Here is a 14,387-nt window from a genome sequence, read left to right on the forward strand (position 1 = left end):
GACTGGACTGATCCCGCCACGCGGCGCGGATTTCACCTGGTCGGGCGTTCCACTCGGCTATTCGCGCAGGCGGGTGAGGATCCCGTCGAGGGCGCGGCGCACCACGTCGGGTACGCCGTCGCGCCGCAGATCGGTCATGAGCTGCTCGTTGATCCCGCCCGGGGTCATGTGTTTGTCGGTCAGCGCGGCGAGCGAGTCGGGCCGCTGCAGCAAGGACTGGCCGACCTGGCCGAAGACGTGCGTGATGTAGGCGGAACCGCTGCTGGGCAAGAAGTCCACAGTGGACGTCCTGGCGCAGGAGGATGCCCGTGAGCGCTTTTGGGGGCTATGGCACCCAAAAGCGCTCACGGGTCTTGAACTGGCGGAAGGTGGGGTCCGGCGGTCACCTGGGGTGGCCGTTGAGGCGAGCTCGGCGGGCCAGGACCGGTTGGCGGCTGCGGGCCGGTTCCGGGCGGTCGCCCCGGGACGGCGTCGCGACGCCTGCCGGCTGCTGGCGGTCCCACGGGAGCAGCTGCTTGGAGCCCGTGCGGTCCGCCAGGCGCAGGGACTGCGCCGAGGTGATCCACTCCTCCGCGGGTTCCGCGATCTCCAGCAGCAGCGCCTCGAACTCCGAGCGTGTCGTCTCCAGGATGTGCGGCGCCGCCAACCAGCGCAGGACGTTGCGGCCGGTCACCGCCATCCGCTGCCGCGGCGAGGTGACCAGCTTATCGTCGAAGTAGCGGATCAGGACCTCGTCCACCACATCCCACGCGTTCGCGGCGCCGAACAGGTCCTTGACGTCCTCGGCGTCGAGGATCTGGAAGCACTCCTCCAGCAGCTGCATGACCTCCACCCGCAGCACGTTCAGGTGGCCGTAGGAGGTGAACTTCAGGTTGTTGCGCAGGTCCAGGCCGCTGCGCCGCACCACGGCCATGCTGCCGAAGGCCATGTCGTGCGCCCGTTCCCGGATGACGTCGGAGATCCGCTTGTCCCGCCAGAACAGCGCGACCTGGTTGTTGAACTGGACGAACAACCGGTGGAAGTCGGTGTTAGGCCGCGAGTTCGCCGAGCCCAGCCCGCGCCCGTAGCCGAGCACCCGCCGGTAGGCGCTGATCCGGTCGCGCTTGGTGTAGCGCAGCACGTCGCGCCGGTCGAACCGGTACAGCCCGAACGCGCCCGGCCCGTCGGAGAGCCGGATCGTGCCGCGCTGGAACAGCTCCTGCATCTTCTGCACGACGCGGAAGAACCCGATCCTCTCGTGCTGGTACAGGTAGTAGAGGTCGCCGACGGCGAGGATGCGTTCGGACGCGATCGTTTCGTCGTAGGTCTCGATGCCGTGCGGCATGCGCGTCGCGCCGAGGTCCCCGGCCGACTCGCCGCCGAGGCCCACCAGTTGCGCGAAGCCGCCGTCGGCCGGGCGGGGCTCGTTCTGGGCCTCGGTTTCGACGGCGAAGAGCATGTCGTCGATCTGCTTCAGGATCGCCTCGCCGACCTGGGGATTGCTGCCCAGCTCGTTCGACAGGTTGCCGGCGACCTGTCTGCGCAGCGCGGCGACCCGGTCGAACAGTTCCCGGTACTGCTTTTCGGTGGCCATCATTCCTCCGTGCGGGGCGCGGGCGGACCGCTATTCCGGCCGCGGGGCGGGCTTGGGCTCGGGACGCTTGCGCTGCCTGCGCGGCTTGGCCGCGGGATCGGTCGGTGAGATCGGGGCAGCCGTCGTGGTGGTTGCCGGCGCGGGCGCCACGGCCGGTGCGCTCGGTGCCACTGGCGGCGGATCGGTGGGCGCGGTTCCGGGCGGCGGCTGATCCGGTGGTTTCGGCCCAGAATCCGGCGGCGGTACAGGCGGTACAGGCGGTACAGGCGGTACAGGCGGTGCAGAAGACGGTACAGACGGTACAGACGGTACAGACGGTACAGACGGTACAGACGGTACAGACGGTGCAGACAGTGCAGGCGGTGCAGCTGGTACAGGCGGTGCAGGTGGTCCAGGTGGGTCGGCGGGCTTCGCGCCGTGCCGGATCGGCCGGGCTACCCGCACGATCTCCTGCAGGTGGTCGTGCAGTTCGTCGACCGCGCGCTGGACCCGGAAGCTGAAGAACCCCGGCGGCAACGTCGCCCGGTAGTTGCCCGGCACGTCCTGCTTGTCGTCGTCGGAGCGCCTGGGCAGGTTGCCGACGAGCCGCTCCAACCGCTCGGCGACCTGCAGGAACGCGCTGTCCACGCCGTCCTTTCCCGCGACTTCGATCAGCTTGCGGCCTTCGAAGCAGGTGAAGTCGTGCGTCCAGCGCAGCAATCCGCCGAGCGACATCGAGCCGCCGTCCGGATCGGGGATGCGCAGCACCTCGCGGTCGCCGCGGTGGATGCTCACCGAGCTCAACGCCGCGACGAGCTCTTCGGTCTGCACTGCGGCGGCCGAAAGCAGCTGGGACAGCGCCACGACAGCGGGGCCGAAGAACGGCGCCTGCCCGGTTTCGGGCTGCGCGAACGGGTCGATCCGGCCGCGTGCGTCCAACCAGCCGCGGTACAGCGACAGCACCCAGTCGACGAGCGTGATGAACGAGGTCTGGACCCGCTCCTCTTCGATGGTGTTGACCAGGCCGCCGATCAGCCCGAACTCGTTGCGCAGCTCCCCGAGGTGCCCGCGCACCAGGTCTGGGTCCACCGCGGATCCCGGGTTGCCGAGCAGCAGCACGAAGAGCTGATCCACGCGCGGGACCCGCAGCAGTGGGCTCTCCAGCTCCTTGCGGATCTCCTCCAGTTCGTGGCGCACCAGGCTGCGGAATCCCTCGCCGTTCTCCGGATCCGAGCCCGCTCGCAGCGGCTTCAGCGAGTCGAGCAGCGCGGTCGCGTCCTTGATGGCGCTGCGCGCCCGCGCGGCCAGCGACGCCTGCCCGCCGGTGACCGCACCCAGGTCGGCCTGGATCGCGTAGCCGCGTGGCGTCCACTTGGCCTCGGTGTGCCCCTCGACGCGCTTGAGCTCGAAGCTCCCGGTCAGCGCGGCGGTGAAGCCCTTGGTGTCGCCGTCGCGCCACCTCCAGCCCAGCACGTCGCCGATCGCCTTGTTCGCGATGTCGCCGGGGCGTTCGCAGCACGGCGGGTCGTGCCGGGTGACCAGCGGATACGCGCTGTCGATGTCCTGGGCCGGCGGCAGCGCGGCGCCCCGGTCGTCGTTGACACGGCCGTCGTTGGTGATGCTCATCGCCTGCCCTCGCAGTTCCCCTTGATGCCGAACCGCACCGCGAGTTCGGCTGCCTCGCGCCAACACCGCAGCATGGTGTCCTCCGTGCTGCGCAACGAATCCACACAACCGTCCACACCGGACCGGATGCTGCGCGCCCAACCGAGCCATTCCGGTCCGCGCCCCTGCACCGCTCGCGCGAGGTCCGTTGCCGCGTGGTGGCAGCGGAATTCGTCGTCCAGCCGCCGTTGCATGCGCAGCAGCGCCAGCGCCGTGGTGTGGAGGACATCGGCGTCGACCCGGTCTCGAACCGCGCGCAGCGCCGGTTGCAGGTCGGCGGTGCCGTCGGTGACGACCTCGGCGAGCCGGTCCGACACCGCCGGGCTCTCGCCGGTCGGGCGGTCCTCGACCACGGTGACCTCCAGCGCCCGCCACGCGGCCGCGAACCGCCGGAGTTCCCTCGCCAGCACGGGGAATTCTCCGCGCAAGGTCATCGCGCTCGCCTCCCCAGCTCTTCCATGAAGAACCGCATCAACCGCTTCGGCGGTGCCATCCGCTGTTCGAGCGCGTGCCGGACGGCGCCGATCAGGAACCGCTCCGGCACCACACCGGGTGACACGCCGTCGGCTAATCGCCCGGCGGCCTCCTCGATCATCCGCTGTTCCTTCGGCTCGAACCGCAGAACCCGCGACAGGCTGCGGTTTCCCAGCGACGGGAAGGAGGTGAAGCACATCGCGTCCACCACCGCCGGGATCGCCCGGTCGGCGGTCGCCAGCAGCGCCCGCGGCGCGCCGGGCAGCTCGGCCCGCGGGTACATCGCGCGCCAGGCCCCCGCGTGCTGCCCGGCGCGCTCCGCGAAGCCCATCCGGGCGAGCAGCTCGATCGATAGCTTCCCGCGCAGGTAGGGCACGGGATGCACCGCCGCGCGCCGGAACTTCATCGTCTGCCGCCGGTCCCGCGCGATCACGTCGAACAGCGAGCCCACGACCAGCGGCCCGCCGAGCAGCAGGCCGGACAGGTCCGCGAACGTCTCCCGGTTCCAGCGCACCCAGATCGACACCACCGCGGGCGGCAGCCCGAGCTCGGTCAACCTGGCCGCGACCTGCATCGGGATCGCCCTCGCCAGCCCGAGGTCGTTCTGCAGGTTGTGGCTGACCTCGTGCAGCACCGCGCCGAGCGTCCACGGGTTGACCAGCCGGTGGTAGGGCAGCTGGATCAGCGGGAACGGGTTCAGCCGGTTGCTCAGCCGTTGCAGCGGGATGCCGCGCCGCGACGTCGCCGGGCCGTGGCTGGGTTCCAGGTAGCAGAATGGCGGCGGCGTCGGGATCGAACGCCAGCGCCCGATCCCCAGGTAGGCGTACTGGTAGCAGTCCAGGGCGATGCGGTCGGCCGCCACCAGCCACGGGGCGAACGTGCTCTGCCGCTGGTTGAACAGCTCCAGGTAAAAGTCCCACAGCCGCTCGGTGTCACGCACCCAGCGCTGCGACCGGGACTTCGCGTCCAGCAAGGCCCGCAACCTGCGCGGATCCGGATGCGCCGCGGCGGCTTCCGCCGCGCGGCGGACCGCGCGGGTGGCTGCGTGGAGCGGTTCTCGCAGGGTGGACATGGTTTCGTTGACGGCCACCAGGTGCGCCCGGCTGGGCCCGGTGGCCGGGTCTCCGAACTCCGCCCAGCTGAACGGCCGCAGCGCGCCCAGGTGCCGTTCGACGTTGGTGGCCTGGATGCGCACCCAGTCGGCCAGCAGCCGTTCTGTTCCGCGATCGAGTCGCCGGCTCGGCCGGGCGCGCGCCGGGGCCGACCGCAGCTCAGCGACGGCGGCCACGGCCCTTCCCCCGACTACGGGCCTTGCCGGCGCTGCGGGCCCGGGCCGTCCTCGAGCGGGCGGCCTGCGCCCGGCGGACCTGGGTCGCCCGGTTCGTCCGGCGGACCGGCCTAGCGGCGGGCCTGCGTCCCCGGCGGTTGGCCGGGCGACGACGTCGGCCCCGGCCGCCTCCGATGGCGTCGGCGGTGTGCCCGGCCAGCGAGCGGGCGATGTGCCGGCCGGTGACCTTCTGCCCGTTCGCGTAGCGGTGGCCGATGTCCCGCACCGTGCGCCCGGCGATCTTGGGCACTTGGCGCACCATCTTGCGGGTGGTGGGGCTGCGCCACAGCTTCTTGCCGATCGAGGTGACGCCCTTGATGATCTTCGGGGCGAACTTCTTGGCCAGTGGCAGGACCTTCGGCGCCAGGCTCATCGCCAGCGGTGCCAGCGCCCCCAGGAAACCTTCGACCTCGGCTTCGGTTTCGGCGCGCTCGGCCTCGAAGGCGAGCTTGGCCATCGTCTCGGCGTCGGAGTAGACGCGGCGGACCGGGTCGGCGAAGTACTCGTCCTCGTCCTCGAACTCGGCTTCGAGTTCGCGGACCAGCTGCTCGAACTCGGCCTCAAGTTCGTCCTCGTCTTCGTCCTCGTCTTCGTCCTCGAACTCCAGCTCCAGCTCGTCCTCCAGTTCGCGGACCAGGCCCTCCAGCTCGTCTTCGAACTCGTCCTCGAACTCCAGCTCGTCCTCGAACTCCTGGGCGAAGTCCTCCAGTTCGTCCTCATCCTCGAACTCGAACTCGTTCTCCAGTTCGCGGGCCAGCCCGTCCTCCAGCTCGCCGTCGACGGCTCGGTAGCGACTCATGGCGGATCCTCCTGTCCTGCACCGCGTCCGGCGGCGTTTTCGGGAGCCGGCCGTCGGTGAGCGCGTGCGAACAGTCCAAGGCAAGCGAGCATTCGGGTGCTAGTCGCACGTTCAAGTGCCCACCGTCCGGGTTAGTTAACCTGGATGTCACTCGAATCGACGATGCGCGGACGGTCGATGTTGGCTTTGCTGGTATGCGTCGCGGCGAAACCGTGACCGGCCTGCGAAGGGGGAACGGGCCGTTGTGAGGCGGCGCGATCCGCCGTCCGCGGCCGGGACTGGGGAGGCCGGTACATGCCGAATGATTCGACTGCCGCGTCAATTCCGCGAATCCACCGAGGATCGCCCGAACCGGAACCGCCCTGGCGGGGGCCGGAGCGGCGCGACGACCCCGGTTCGGACGAACTGGTGCAGCACCTGGTGCGCGCATTGGTGCGGCGGGTCGGCGAGCTCGACGGATCGCCCAGGGTGGGGCGAAAACCGTTGCTGGACATGACGGAGCTCGGCATGCGCTGCCTGTTGCTGCCGGTCGTGCCGAAGGTCGACGAGGTCCTCAGCCCGCGGGAGCGGGAGATCGCGCGGATGGTCGGCCTCGGCTACACCAACCGTTCGATAGCGGCGGTGCTGGACATCAGCCTCTACACGGTTTCCGCCCACATGCGGCGAATTTTCATCAAGCTCGGCGTTGGTTCACGCGCCGCGATGGTGGCCGCGCTTTCTGACAATCCGGACCTCTACGTCGCAGACTAGGCATTCGAAAACCGCGCTGGAATCCCGCATTTGCTCCGAATGCGCCCGTTCGAGTGATCAGCCGACCCTAGGCTGGTGATCGCTGAACGGGTCACACGAGGAGAACCTGTGCTAACACGTCCGTTGTTCGTCGCGGCTTCGGCCGCGCTCGTGCGTTCGTCCCTCGCCGGCGCGCAACCCGCGTTGGCGGATCCCGCCGGTCTCGCCTGGGAACCCTGCGGTGACCGGCAGGGCGAATGCACCACAGTGGAGGTGCCGATCGACTGGAACGACCCGGGCGGCGCGAAGACGAACATCGCCATCGGCCGGTTGCCCGCGACTGATCCGCAGAACCGGATCGGCGTGCTGTTCGTGGCGCCTGGGCGGTCCGGGCGGTTCCGGCATCGACAGCTACCGGCGCGAACAAGCTGCAGGAAGGCGAGCTGCGCAAGCGGTTCGACATCGTCAGCTGGGACCAGCGCGGGGTGAAGCGCAGCAACGAGGTCCGGTGTAGCAGCGACCTGCTCGCCCAAGCACCCAGGAACTTCCCCGCGAACGAGCAGGAGTACCAGGACCTGCTGGCCTGCAACGCGAAGCTGGGTGAGGACTGCCGCAAGACACCGGGCCGGTGTTCGACTTCGTGGACACCACCAGCGCCATCCGCGACCTGGACGCCATCCGCTCCGCGCTCGGCGAGGAACAGCTCAGCTTCTACGGCGCGTCGTACGGCACGCAGGTCGGGCAGCAGTACGCGGAGCTGTTCCCGACCCGGGTCAGGGCGATGACGATCTACTCGAACATGGACAACAGCATGAAGTCCGGTGGCCGGTACATCGAAACGGCCGGCGAGGACTTGGACGGCTCACGGCCGTGTCGAGCCTGCACCACATGCCGCTGCGCCCCGCCCTGATCCGGCTGGCCTCGCTGGTCCGCTCCGGCGGCGTCCTCGCGATCATCGGCCACTAGCTCCCCGGACCTGCTCACGCTGATGGACGTGATCAACTCGGTGCGCCCTGCGCTGTGGCGGTGCCGGGGCGCCGACCTGCTCGGCGAGACCGCCTACGTCGATGTGGACGGCACGTTCATGCCCACCACGGGCGAACTGAAGCAGGGCATGGACATCTCCTACAAGGGGATCTGGGATACACCCCGCTGCTGGTCACGTTGGCCAACACCCGGGAGGTGCTGTTCCTGCTCAACCGGGCGGGCAACGCGCCCAGCCACCTGGACGCGGCGACGTGGATCGACCGCGCGATCGACCCGGTCTGCCCCTATGCGCCACGGGTGTGCGTGCGCGGGGACACCGACTTCTCCCTGACCGCGAACTTCGACCGGTGGGCAGAGAAGGCCGACTTCATCTTCGGCATGGACAACAACACCGCCCTGCGCTCCCACGCCGAAGCGCTCGATGAGAAGGCGTGGACACGGCTGTAGCGCCCGGCGCCGTATGAGACCAGGACCGGCACGACCCGGACCCGGCGCCACAACCGGAAGAAAGAGGTGGTCAAGCAACACGAGTTTCTCAATCTGGAGCTCAACTACGACGACGTCGCCGAGTTCACCTACAAACCCAGGAAATGCCGGCGCTCCTACCGCGTCGTGGTGGTGCGCAAGAACATCAGCCGCACCAAGGGCGAGAACGTCCTCATCGATGAGATCCGTTATTTCTTTTACATCACCACCTACACCGCCGGCACCCACACCCCGGCACGGATCGTCGGACTGGCAGGCGAGCGCTGCGATCAGGAGAACATCATCGGCCGGCTCAAATCCGGCCTGGGCGCCCTGCACGCCCCCGTGGACAACCTGCACAGCAACTGGGCCTACATGCTCGTCGCCGCGCTCGCAAGGAACATCAAATCCTGGTACGCGATGATGATGCACCGCAAACGAGATCGCCGCGCCTACGTCTGCATGGAGTTCAAGCGGTTCCTCGACACCGTCATCCGCATCCCCGCCATGGTCATCGATTCACCTTTGGCAAGGCTATTGACAAGCTTGCGCAAGATTGGCGACCATTGGCGCGCCCCGGCGAACCGACCGGAGCGGGATCATCTGCGATGAAGCGGAGATGCGATGGCGCCGACCTTGACCGATGTCGCGAAACAGGCCAACGTCGCGCTGTCCACCGCCTCCCGCGCGTTCAGCGACCCGCGCCGCCTCGGCCCTGAAACCTTGCGCAAGGTCCTCGCCGTCGCGCAGGAGATCGGCTACGCCCCCACCCCCGGCAAGCAGACCGATCCGACTCCCGAGCAGGACGCCACCACGGTGGCGATCGTGGTGCCCGACATCGCCAACCCGGTGTTCGGCACCTTCGTCAAGGCCGCGCAGGGCGAGGTCCGCCGCGGCAAGCAGACGCTCGTGCTGCACGACACCGACTTCGATCCGGAGCGGGAACGCGAGGCGATCGCCCACCTCCGCGCCAAGGCCGACGCCGTCGTGATGTGCTCCCCCAGGCTGGACGCCGAGGAGATCATCGAGCTCTGCGACCGGACCCCGGTACTGCTGGTCAACCGGGAGGCCGAAGGCACCGACTGCATTCTCGCCGACGCCTCCGACGGCCTGCGCCAGACGATCGACTACCTCGCCGCGCTCGGCCACACCCGGATCGCCTACGTGCAGGGCTCGGAGCATTCCTGGTCCAACGGCCGCCGGGTCGCGCTGGCCAGCGCGCTGGCCGCCGACGCCGGGCTGGAGCTTGAGATCCTCGGCTGGCAGGCCGAGACGGTGGCGGGCGGCACCGCCGCCGCGGCGCGCGTCGTGGCTTCCGGGGCAACGGCGGCGATCACGCACAACGATCTCGTCGCCTTCGGCGTCATCAAGGGCGCTCGCGCGCTCGGGGTCGAGGTGCCGACCGGGCTGAGCGTGGTGGGCTTCGACGACACACCGCTCACCGATGTGTCCCGACCGTCGCTGACCAGCATCGCGGTGCCGTGGACCAAGGCCGGGTCGCTCAGCCTCGAACTGCTTGGACCCGTGCTGGCCGGTGAGCGGCACCTGCCCCGCAAGCACCGCCTGCACACCCAGCTGGTCGTGCGCGGTTCGACCGGCCCGGCCACCGCGCGCTGAAACACCCGTTCCGCAAGGGAGTCCCATTGAACACCCCCGGCCTGCACGTCGTCGTGACCGACGCGAACCTGGTTCCGCTGCGCGCGGAGCTCGAAGAGGCCTTGCCACCGGGCACGGAGGTGCGCTGGCTCGACGACACCGCACCGGAGGCGGTCGAGACCGCCGTCGCACAAGCGGATGTGCTTGTTTCCCAAGCCGTTCCGCCAGAACTGGCGAGCGCGGCCAAGCGGCTGCGGCTCGTGCACGCACCTGGTGCGGGCACCGAGAAGATCACCGTGGACGGCCTGCCGCCGGGTGCGCAGGTCGCCAACACCTTCCACCACGAAGACGCCATCGCCGAGCACGTCGTCGCCGCGAGCATCATGCTGCGGCGCGGCTTCCTCCGCCAGGACTCCGCACTGCGCAAGGGAATCTGGGACTCCGCCGCCTACGACCGCGAGGCTCCGTGGCCGGGCACGCTGGCCGACGCAACGATCGGATTCGTCGGATTCGGCCACATCGGCGAGACCGCTTGGGAACGCCTGCGGGTTTTCGGCGCCCGCGGCATCGCGGTCACCCGCCGCGGCCAGGTGGATCCGGCGGTGGGCCTCGCCTGGGCCGCCACCAACGACGATCTGGACGTACTGCTCGCGGAATCCGACATCGTCGTGGTCTCGGCGCCGTTGAGCCCCGAGACGACCGGCCTGATCGGTGCCGCCGAGCTGGCCCGAATGGGCCCCGAATCCGTGCTGATCAACGTGGGCCGAGGACCGCTGGTAGATGAGGAGGCGCTGTACAAGGCCTTGCGCGACGGGGTGGTCGCGGGCGCGGCGATCGACGTCTGGTACGAGTACCCGACCAGCGGGAACTCCGCGCAGCCTAGCCGCTTTCCGTTCCACGAACTGCAGAACGTGCTGATGAGCCCGCACTCCTCCGGCATCGCCCGCCAGACCTACACCCGCCGGGTCGCCGACATCGCGGCGAACATCCAGCGGCTGGCCGCCGGCGAGCCGCTGCGCAACGTGGTGGCGGTGGCCGAATGAGCGATCGGATCACCGGCGCCGAGGTGCTCGTCACCAGTCCGGGCCGCAACTTCGTCACGCTCAAGATCACCACGGCCGACGGCGTGGTCGGCTGGGGCGACGCCACGCTCAACGGCAGGGAACTAGCGGTGGCGTCCTACCTGCGCGACCACCTCGCGCCGCTGCTGATCGGCCGCGACCCGGCGCGCATCGAAGACACCTGGCAATACCTCTACCGCGGCGCCTACTGGCGGCGCGGTCCGGTCACCATGACCTCTATCGGCGCCGTGGACATCGCGTTGTGGGACATCAAGGGCAAGGTCACCGGGCAGCCGGTCTACCAGCTGCTCGGCGGCGCGGTCCGGGACCGCGTCCTCACCTACACCCATGCCACCGGCTGGGACGTGCCCGCGCTGCTGGACTCCGTCGACGCCGTCCGCGAACGCGGTTTCCATGCGATTCGGGTGCAAACCGGGGTCCCCGGGCTGGACACCGTGTACGGCGTCAGCAAGGGCGCCGCGTACGAGCCGGCGGGGCGCGGCAGCGCGCCGAAGGAAGAAGTTTGGGACACCGACGCCTACCTGCGGTACGCCCCGGTCGCGCTGGCCGCGGCGCGGGAGCACGTCGGCCCGGAGCTGAAGCTGCTGCACGACGCCCACCACCGGCTGACGCCCGGCCAGGCCGCCCGGCTCGGCCGCAGTGTCGAAGACGTGGACCTGTTCTGGTTGGAGGACGTCACGCCGGCCGAGAACCAGGAGGTGTTGCGGCACGTCCGCAGCCACACCACGGTGCCGCTGGCCATCGGCGAGGTGTTCAACACCGTCTGGGAATGCCAGCAGCTGATCACCGAGCAGCTGATCGACTTCGTGCGCACCTGTGTGACGCACGCCGGCGGCATCAGCCACCTGCGGCGGATCGCCGCGCTGGCCGACCTCTGGCAGGTCAAGCTGGGTCCGCACGGCCCGTCCGACGTTTCGCCGGTGGCCCTGGCCGCGTCCGCGCACTTCGGGCTATCCACGCCGAACTTCGCGATCCAGGAGTACATGGGCTACCCGGACTTGGTGCACGAGGTGTTCCGGCACTCGTGGAGCTGCAACGACGGACACCTGCACCCCGGTGACGCGCCGGGCATGGGCGTCGAGGTCGACGAGGAACTGGCGGCCCGATTCCCCTACGCGCAAGCATATCTTCCGGTCGCGCGCCGCCGCGACGGGTCGATGACCGATTGGTGACCCATGAATCGCCTCAACGCCACGACGACCCCGGCCGACGCGCTGCAACACCGGCGAGCTCTGCGGGAGACCGGGATCGTCCACTTGGGACTCGGCAACTTCCACCGAGCCCACCAGGCCGTGTTCACCGCGGCCGCGCTCGACCACACGGACGGGCCCTGGGGAATCCTCGGCGTGGCGAGCCGTTCCGGCGAGGTCGCCGACGCCATGCGCGAGCAGGACTTCCGCTACAGCGTGGTGGAGATCTCGCCGGATGAAACCCGGATCACCGTTCCCGCAGTGCACACCGGCGCGCTCGTCGGAGCCCAGCAGCCCGAGGCGGTGCTGGACGCGATCGCCGCGCCGAACACCGCGATCGTCACGCTGACCGTCACCGAAAACGGCTACACCTACTCGCCTCGCACCCACGGGCTGGATTTCGACAACCCCGATGTTCAAACCGATCTCGGTGGTGCGCCGCCGAAGACCACGATCGGCCAGCTCGCCCGCGCACTTCAGCGCAGGCTTCGCGCGCACGGCTCTCCCATCACGATCCTCAGCTGCGACAACCTCACCGGCAACGGGACCCACACCGCCCGTCTGGTGCGCGAGTTCGCCGAGGCACTGCCCGCCGGTGAGCGGGACGAACTCACCGCGTGGCTGGACGACTCGGTGGCCTTCCCCAACTCGATGGTCGACCGGATCGTCCCGGCCACCACCGACGCCTACCGGGCGGCGGTCGCCGAACGGTTTGGGCTCCGCGACACCGTGCCCGTGCCTGCCGAGCCGTTCAACATGTGGGTGCTGGAGAACCGGTTCGCCGCCGGGCGACCGCAGTGGGAACACGGCGGTGCCCGGTTCACCAACGATGTCCTTCCTTATGAGCTGCTCAAGCTGCGGTTGCTCAACGGCACGCATTCGCTGATCGCCTACCTCGGCGCGCTCGCCGGCTGCGATACGATCCCGGCGTCCACCGCGCAGCCGTTCATCACCGAAGCGGCTCGGCGCGTGCTGCACGACGACTACCTGCCGAGCATCACGGCGCCCGCCGACATCGACATCGACCACTACGTGTCGCAACTGTTCGACCGGTGGAGCAACACCGCGCTCGGCCACCGCACCCGGCAGGTCGGCTCCGACGGTTCGGCCAAGCTCGCCCAGCGAATCCCGGAACCGGCGCTGCTGCACCTGCGCGCCGGCCGCATACCGCAGCACCTGGCGCTCAGCATCGCTGCATACCTGTGCTGCATGGCCCCGCCGACGGGCTTCGACGCCGGTCCGCACGCCGCGGCGATGATCGACCCGGCACGGGCATCGCTGATCGCGGCGGCCGAACGCACCAGGTCCACTGCGGCGTTCGTGACCGAGGTCTTCCGCAGCGGGCTGCTCGGCGACGAACTCGCGACGCACTCCGAGTTCGCAGATCGAGTGTCCGAATTCATCGACATCATCGCCGCACACGGCCCGGCCGCAGCCTCGGCCGAGGCCACCCAGCAACCAGCACCGACCGCCTGAGGGGCTTGACGCCATGGCCATTCCCGAATCCACCCGCGGCGCCGTGCTGCACGCCGCCGGCGACCTGCGGATCGAGGAAGTTCCGCTGTCGAAGCTGGGCCCGGACGACGTGCTCGTCGAAGTCGACGCGGTCGGCGTCTGCGGCTCGGACATGCACTACTTCGCCGACGGCCGCAACGGACAGAACGTGCTCCGTCAACCGACCGTGCTGGGCCACGAGTCCTCCGGGACCGTTCTCGCGACGGGTGCCGCCGCGGCCGTCGCCGTCGGAACAAGGGTCGCAGTCGAGCCCGCAGTCGGCTGCGGCAGTTGCGAAACGTGCCGTTCGGGGCACTACAACCTGTGCCCGACCGGCACCTGCTACGGCTCCCCACCCACGCACGGCGCGTTCGCCGAGCACGTCGTCGCACCGGGCCGCGCGGTGCATCCGCTGCCCGACGCCATCGGGTTGGAGGTCGGTTCGTTGATCGAGCCGCTCGCCGTCGCGGTGTGGGCGGTGCGACGCGCCGACGTCCACTTCGGACACCGGGTGCTGGTCACCGGAGCGGGTCCGATCGGCATCCTGGTCATGCAGGTCGCGAAGGCGGCCGGAGCCACCGAGGTGGTGGTCACCGACGTCAACGACGCCCGGCTGGCGCACGCCGCGAAGCTCGGCGCGACGGCCGTGCTCAACACCGCTGAACAGGCGCCGGACCTGCGTGGCATGGACCGGCTGCTGGAGTGCTCCGGCCATCCGGCCGCGCTCTGGCAGGGCATCCGGACCCTCGGACCCGGCGCCCGGGCGACCGTCGTCGGCCAGGCACCGCCGCAGGTCGACGGCCTGCCTCTGGCCCACCTGCAACGTTGGGAGATAGACCTGGGCTGCGCGTTCCGCTACGCGCACGCCTTCCCGACCGCGATCGCCCTGGCCGCCGACGGCCGGGTCGATCTGGCAAGTCTGCTCACCGGCCGGTACCCGCTGGACCGGACCACCGATGCGCTGCGCGCGCCGCAGCAAGACCCGTCCCACCTCAAGGTCGTGGTCCGCCCAGCGGACTGAACCTGC

General features: G+C 69.7%; 16 protein-coding genes. 10 read left to right on the top strand and 6 right to left on the bottom strand.

Translation table 11 applies throughout. The features are described from left to right. Positions 1-57: 57 nt before the first annotated feature. From DL519_RS34680 to DL519_RS34705, 6 genes are all read right to left on the bottom strand, one after another. Entirely contained in the window at positions 58-279 is a 222-nt protein-coding gene (locus DL519_RS34680) for a hypothetical protein (protein WP_190821099.1), read from the bottom strand. 103 nt (positions 280-382) lie between these two features. Further along, positions 383-1,573: a hypothetical protein gene (locus DL519_RS34685; RefSeq protein WP_190824399.1), complete on the bottom strand. Its 1,191-nt coding sequence runs from the start codon at positions 1,571-1,573 to the stop codon at positions 383-385. Positions 1,574-1,603: 30 nt separating this feature from the next. Next, a complete protein-coding gene (locus DL519_RS34690; RefSeq protein ID WP_223839916.1) occupies positions 1,604-3,178 on the bottom strand; it encodes a hypothetical protein in 1,575 nt (524 codons plus the stop codon). Continuing rightward, positions 3,175-3,651 (bottom strand): hypothetical protein, encoded by a 477-nt coding sequence (locus DL519_RS34695; RefSeq protein WP_190821101.1) that lies wholly within the window; start codon positions 3,649-3,651, stop codon positions 3,175-3,177. The genes DL519_RS34690 and DL519_RS34695 overlap by 4 nt, the downstream gene beginning before the upstream one ends. Next, on the bottom strand, positions 3,648-4,979 hold the full coding sequence (locus DL519_RS34700; protein ID WP_190821103.1) for a hypothetical protein: 1,332 nt from the start codon (positions 4,977-4,979) through the stop codon (positions 3,648-3,650). The genes DL519_RS34695 and DL519_RS34700 overlap by 4 nt, the downstream gene beginning before the upstream one ends. After that, complete coding sequence (locus DL519_RS34705) at positions 4,963-5,817, bottom strand: hypothetical protein (protein ID WP_190821105.1); 855 nt, start codon at positions 5,815-5,817, stop codon at positions 4,963-4,965. Before DL519_RS34705 ends, DL519_RS34700 begins: the two co-directional genes overlap by 17 nt. Before the next feature lie 294 nt (positions 5,818-6,111). On the opposite strand from DL519_RS34705, the gene DL519_RS34710 reads away from it, so the two are divergent. The 10 genes from DL519_RS34710 to DL519_RS34755 all read left to right on the top strand — a co-directional run bounded on the left by DL519_RS34710 (position 6,112) and on the right by DL519_RS34755 (position 14,381). Further along, a complete protein-coding gene (locus tag DL519_RS34710) occupies positions 6,112-6,567 on the top strand; it encodes a helix-turn-helix domain-containing protein (protein WP_190821107.1) in 456 nt (151 codons plus the stop codon). A 108-nt stretch (positions 6,568-6,675) separates the two neighbouring features. After that, positions 6,676-7,035, top strand: coding sequence for a hypothetical protein (locus DL519_RS34715; RefSeq protein WP_190821109.1), 360 nt, complete (start codon positions 6,676-6,678; stop codon positions 7,033-7,035). Positions 7,036-7,174: 139 nt separating this feature from the next. Continuing rightward, positions 7,175-7,456, top strand: a complete 282-nt coding sequence (locus DL519_RS49105; RefSeq protein WP_190821111.1) for an alpha/beta fold hydrolase — start codon at positions 7,175-7,177, stop codon at positions 7,454-7,456. Positions 7,457-7,572: 116 nt separating this feature from the next. After that, complete coding sequence (locus tag DL519_RS34725) at positions 7,573-7,980, top strand: transposase (protein ID WP_190821113.1); 408 nt, start codon at positions 7,573-7,575, stop codon at positions 7,978-7,980. A gap of 66 nt (positions 7,981-8,046) precedes the next feature. Continuing rightward, a complete protein-coding gene (locus tag DL519_RS34730) occupies positions 8,047-8,610 on the top strand; it encodes a hypothetical protein (protein WP_190821115.1) in 564 nt (187 codons plus the stop codon). 12 nt (positions 8,611-8,622) lie between these two features. Continuing rightward, a complete protein-coding gene (locus DL519_RS34735) occupies positions 8,623-9,615 on the top strand; it encodes a LacI family DNA-binding transcriptional regulator (protein WP_190821117.1) in 993 nt (330 codons plus the stop codon). A 26-nt stretch (positions 9,616-9,641) separates the two neighbouring features. After that, positions 9,642-10,637 (top strand): 2-hydroxyacid dehydrogenase, encoded by a 996-nt coding sequence (locus tag DL519_RS34740; protein WP_223839917.1) that lies wholly within the window; start codon positions 9,642-9,644, stop codon positions 10,635-10,637. Then, positions 10,634-11,848, top strand: coding sequence for a D-mannonate dehydratase ManD (manD, locus tag DL519_RS34745; protein ID WP_190821119.1), 1,215 nt, complete (start codon positions 10,634-10,636; stop codon positions 11,846-11,848). Before DL519_RS34740 ends, manD begins: the two co-directional genes overlap by 4 nt. Before the next feature lie 3 nt (positions 11,849-11,851). Next, positions 11,852-13,342: a mannitol dehydrogenase family protein gene (locus DL519_RS34750; protein WP_190821121.1), complete on the top strand. Its 1,491-nt coding sequence runs from the start codon at positions 11,852-11,854 to the stop codon at positions 13,340-13,342. A gap of 13 nt (positions 13,343-13,355) precedes the next feature. Continuing rightward, on the top strand, positions 13,356-14,381 hold the full coding sequence (locus DL519_RS34755) for an alcohol dehydrogenase catalytic domain-containing protein (protein WP_190821123.1): 1,026 nt from the start codon (positions 13,356-13,358) through the stop codon (positions 14,379-14,381). Positions 14,382-14,387: the final 6 nt, after the last annotated feature.

The organism is Saccharopolyspora pogona (genome assembly GCF_014697215.1).
Classification (GTDB): domain Bacteria; phylum Actinomycetota; class Actinomycetes; order Mycobacteriales; family Pseudonocardiaceae; genus Saccharopolyspora; species Saccharopolyspora hattusasensis.

Bases quoted from the DNA above. Each gene is read 5' to 3' on its own strand.
- DL519_RS34705 (WP_190821105.1), bottom strand. From the start codon at position 5,817: ATGAGTCGCTACCGAGCCGTCGACGGCGAGCTGGAGGACGGGCTGGCC.
- DL519_RS34735 (WP_190821117.1), top strand. From the start codon at position 8,623: ATGGCGCCGACCTTGACCGATGTCGCGAAACAGGCCAACGTCGCGCTG.
- DL519_RS34755 (WP_190821123.1), top strand. From the start codon at position 13,356: ATGGCCATTCCCGAATCCACCCGCGGCGCCGTGCTGCACGCCGCCGGC.
- DL519_RS34750 (WP_190821121.1), top strand. From the start codon at position 11,852: ATGAATCGCCTCAACGCCACGACGACCCCGGCCGACGCGCTGCAACAC.
- DL519_RS34685 (WP_190824399.1), bottom strand. From the start codon at position 1,573: ATGGCCACCGAAAAGCAGTACCGGGAACTGTTCGACCGGGTCGCCGCG.
- DL519_RS34695 (WP_190821101.1), bottom strand. From the start codon at position 3,651: ATGACCTTGCGCGGAGAATTCCCCGTGCTGGCGAGGGAACTCCGGCGG.
- manD (WP_190821119.1), top strand. From the start codon at position 10,634: ATGAGCGATCGGATCACCGGCGCCGAGGTGCTCGTCACCAGTCCGGGC.
- DL519_RS34710 (WP_190821107.1), top strand. From the start codon at position 6,112: ATGCCGAATGATTCGACTGCCGCGTCAATTCCGCGAATCCACCGAGGA.
- DL519_RS34690 (WP_223839916.1), bottom strand. From the start codon at position 3,178: ATGAGCATCACCAACGACGGCCGTGTCAACGACGACCGGGGCGCCGCG.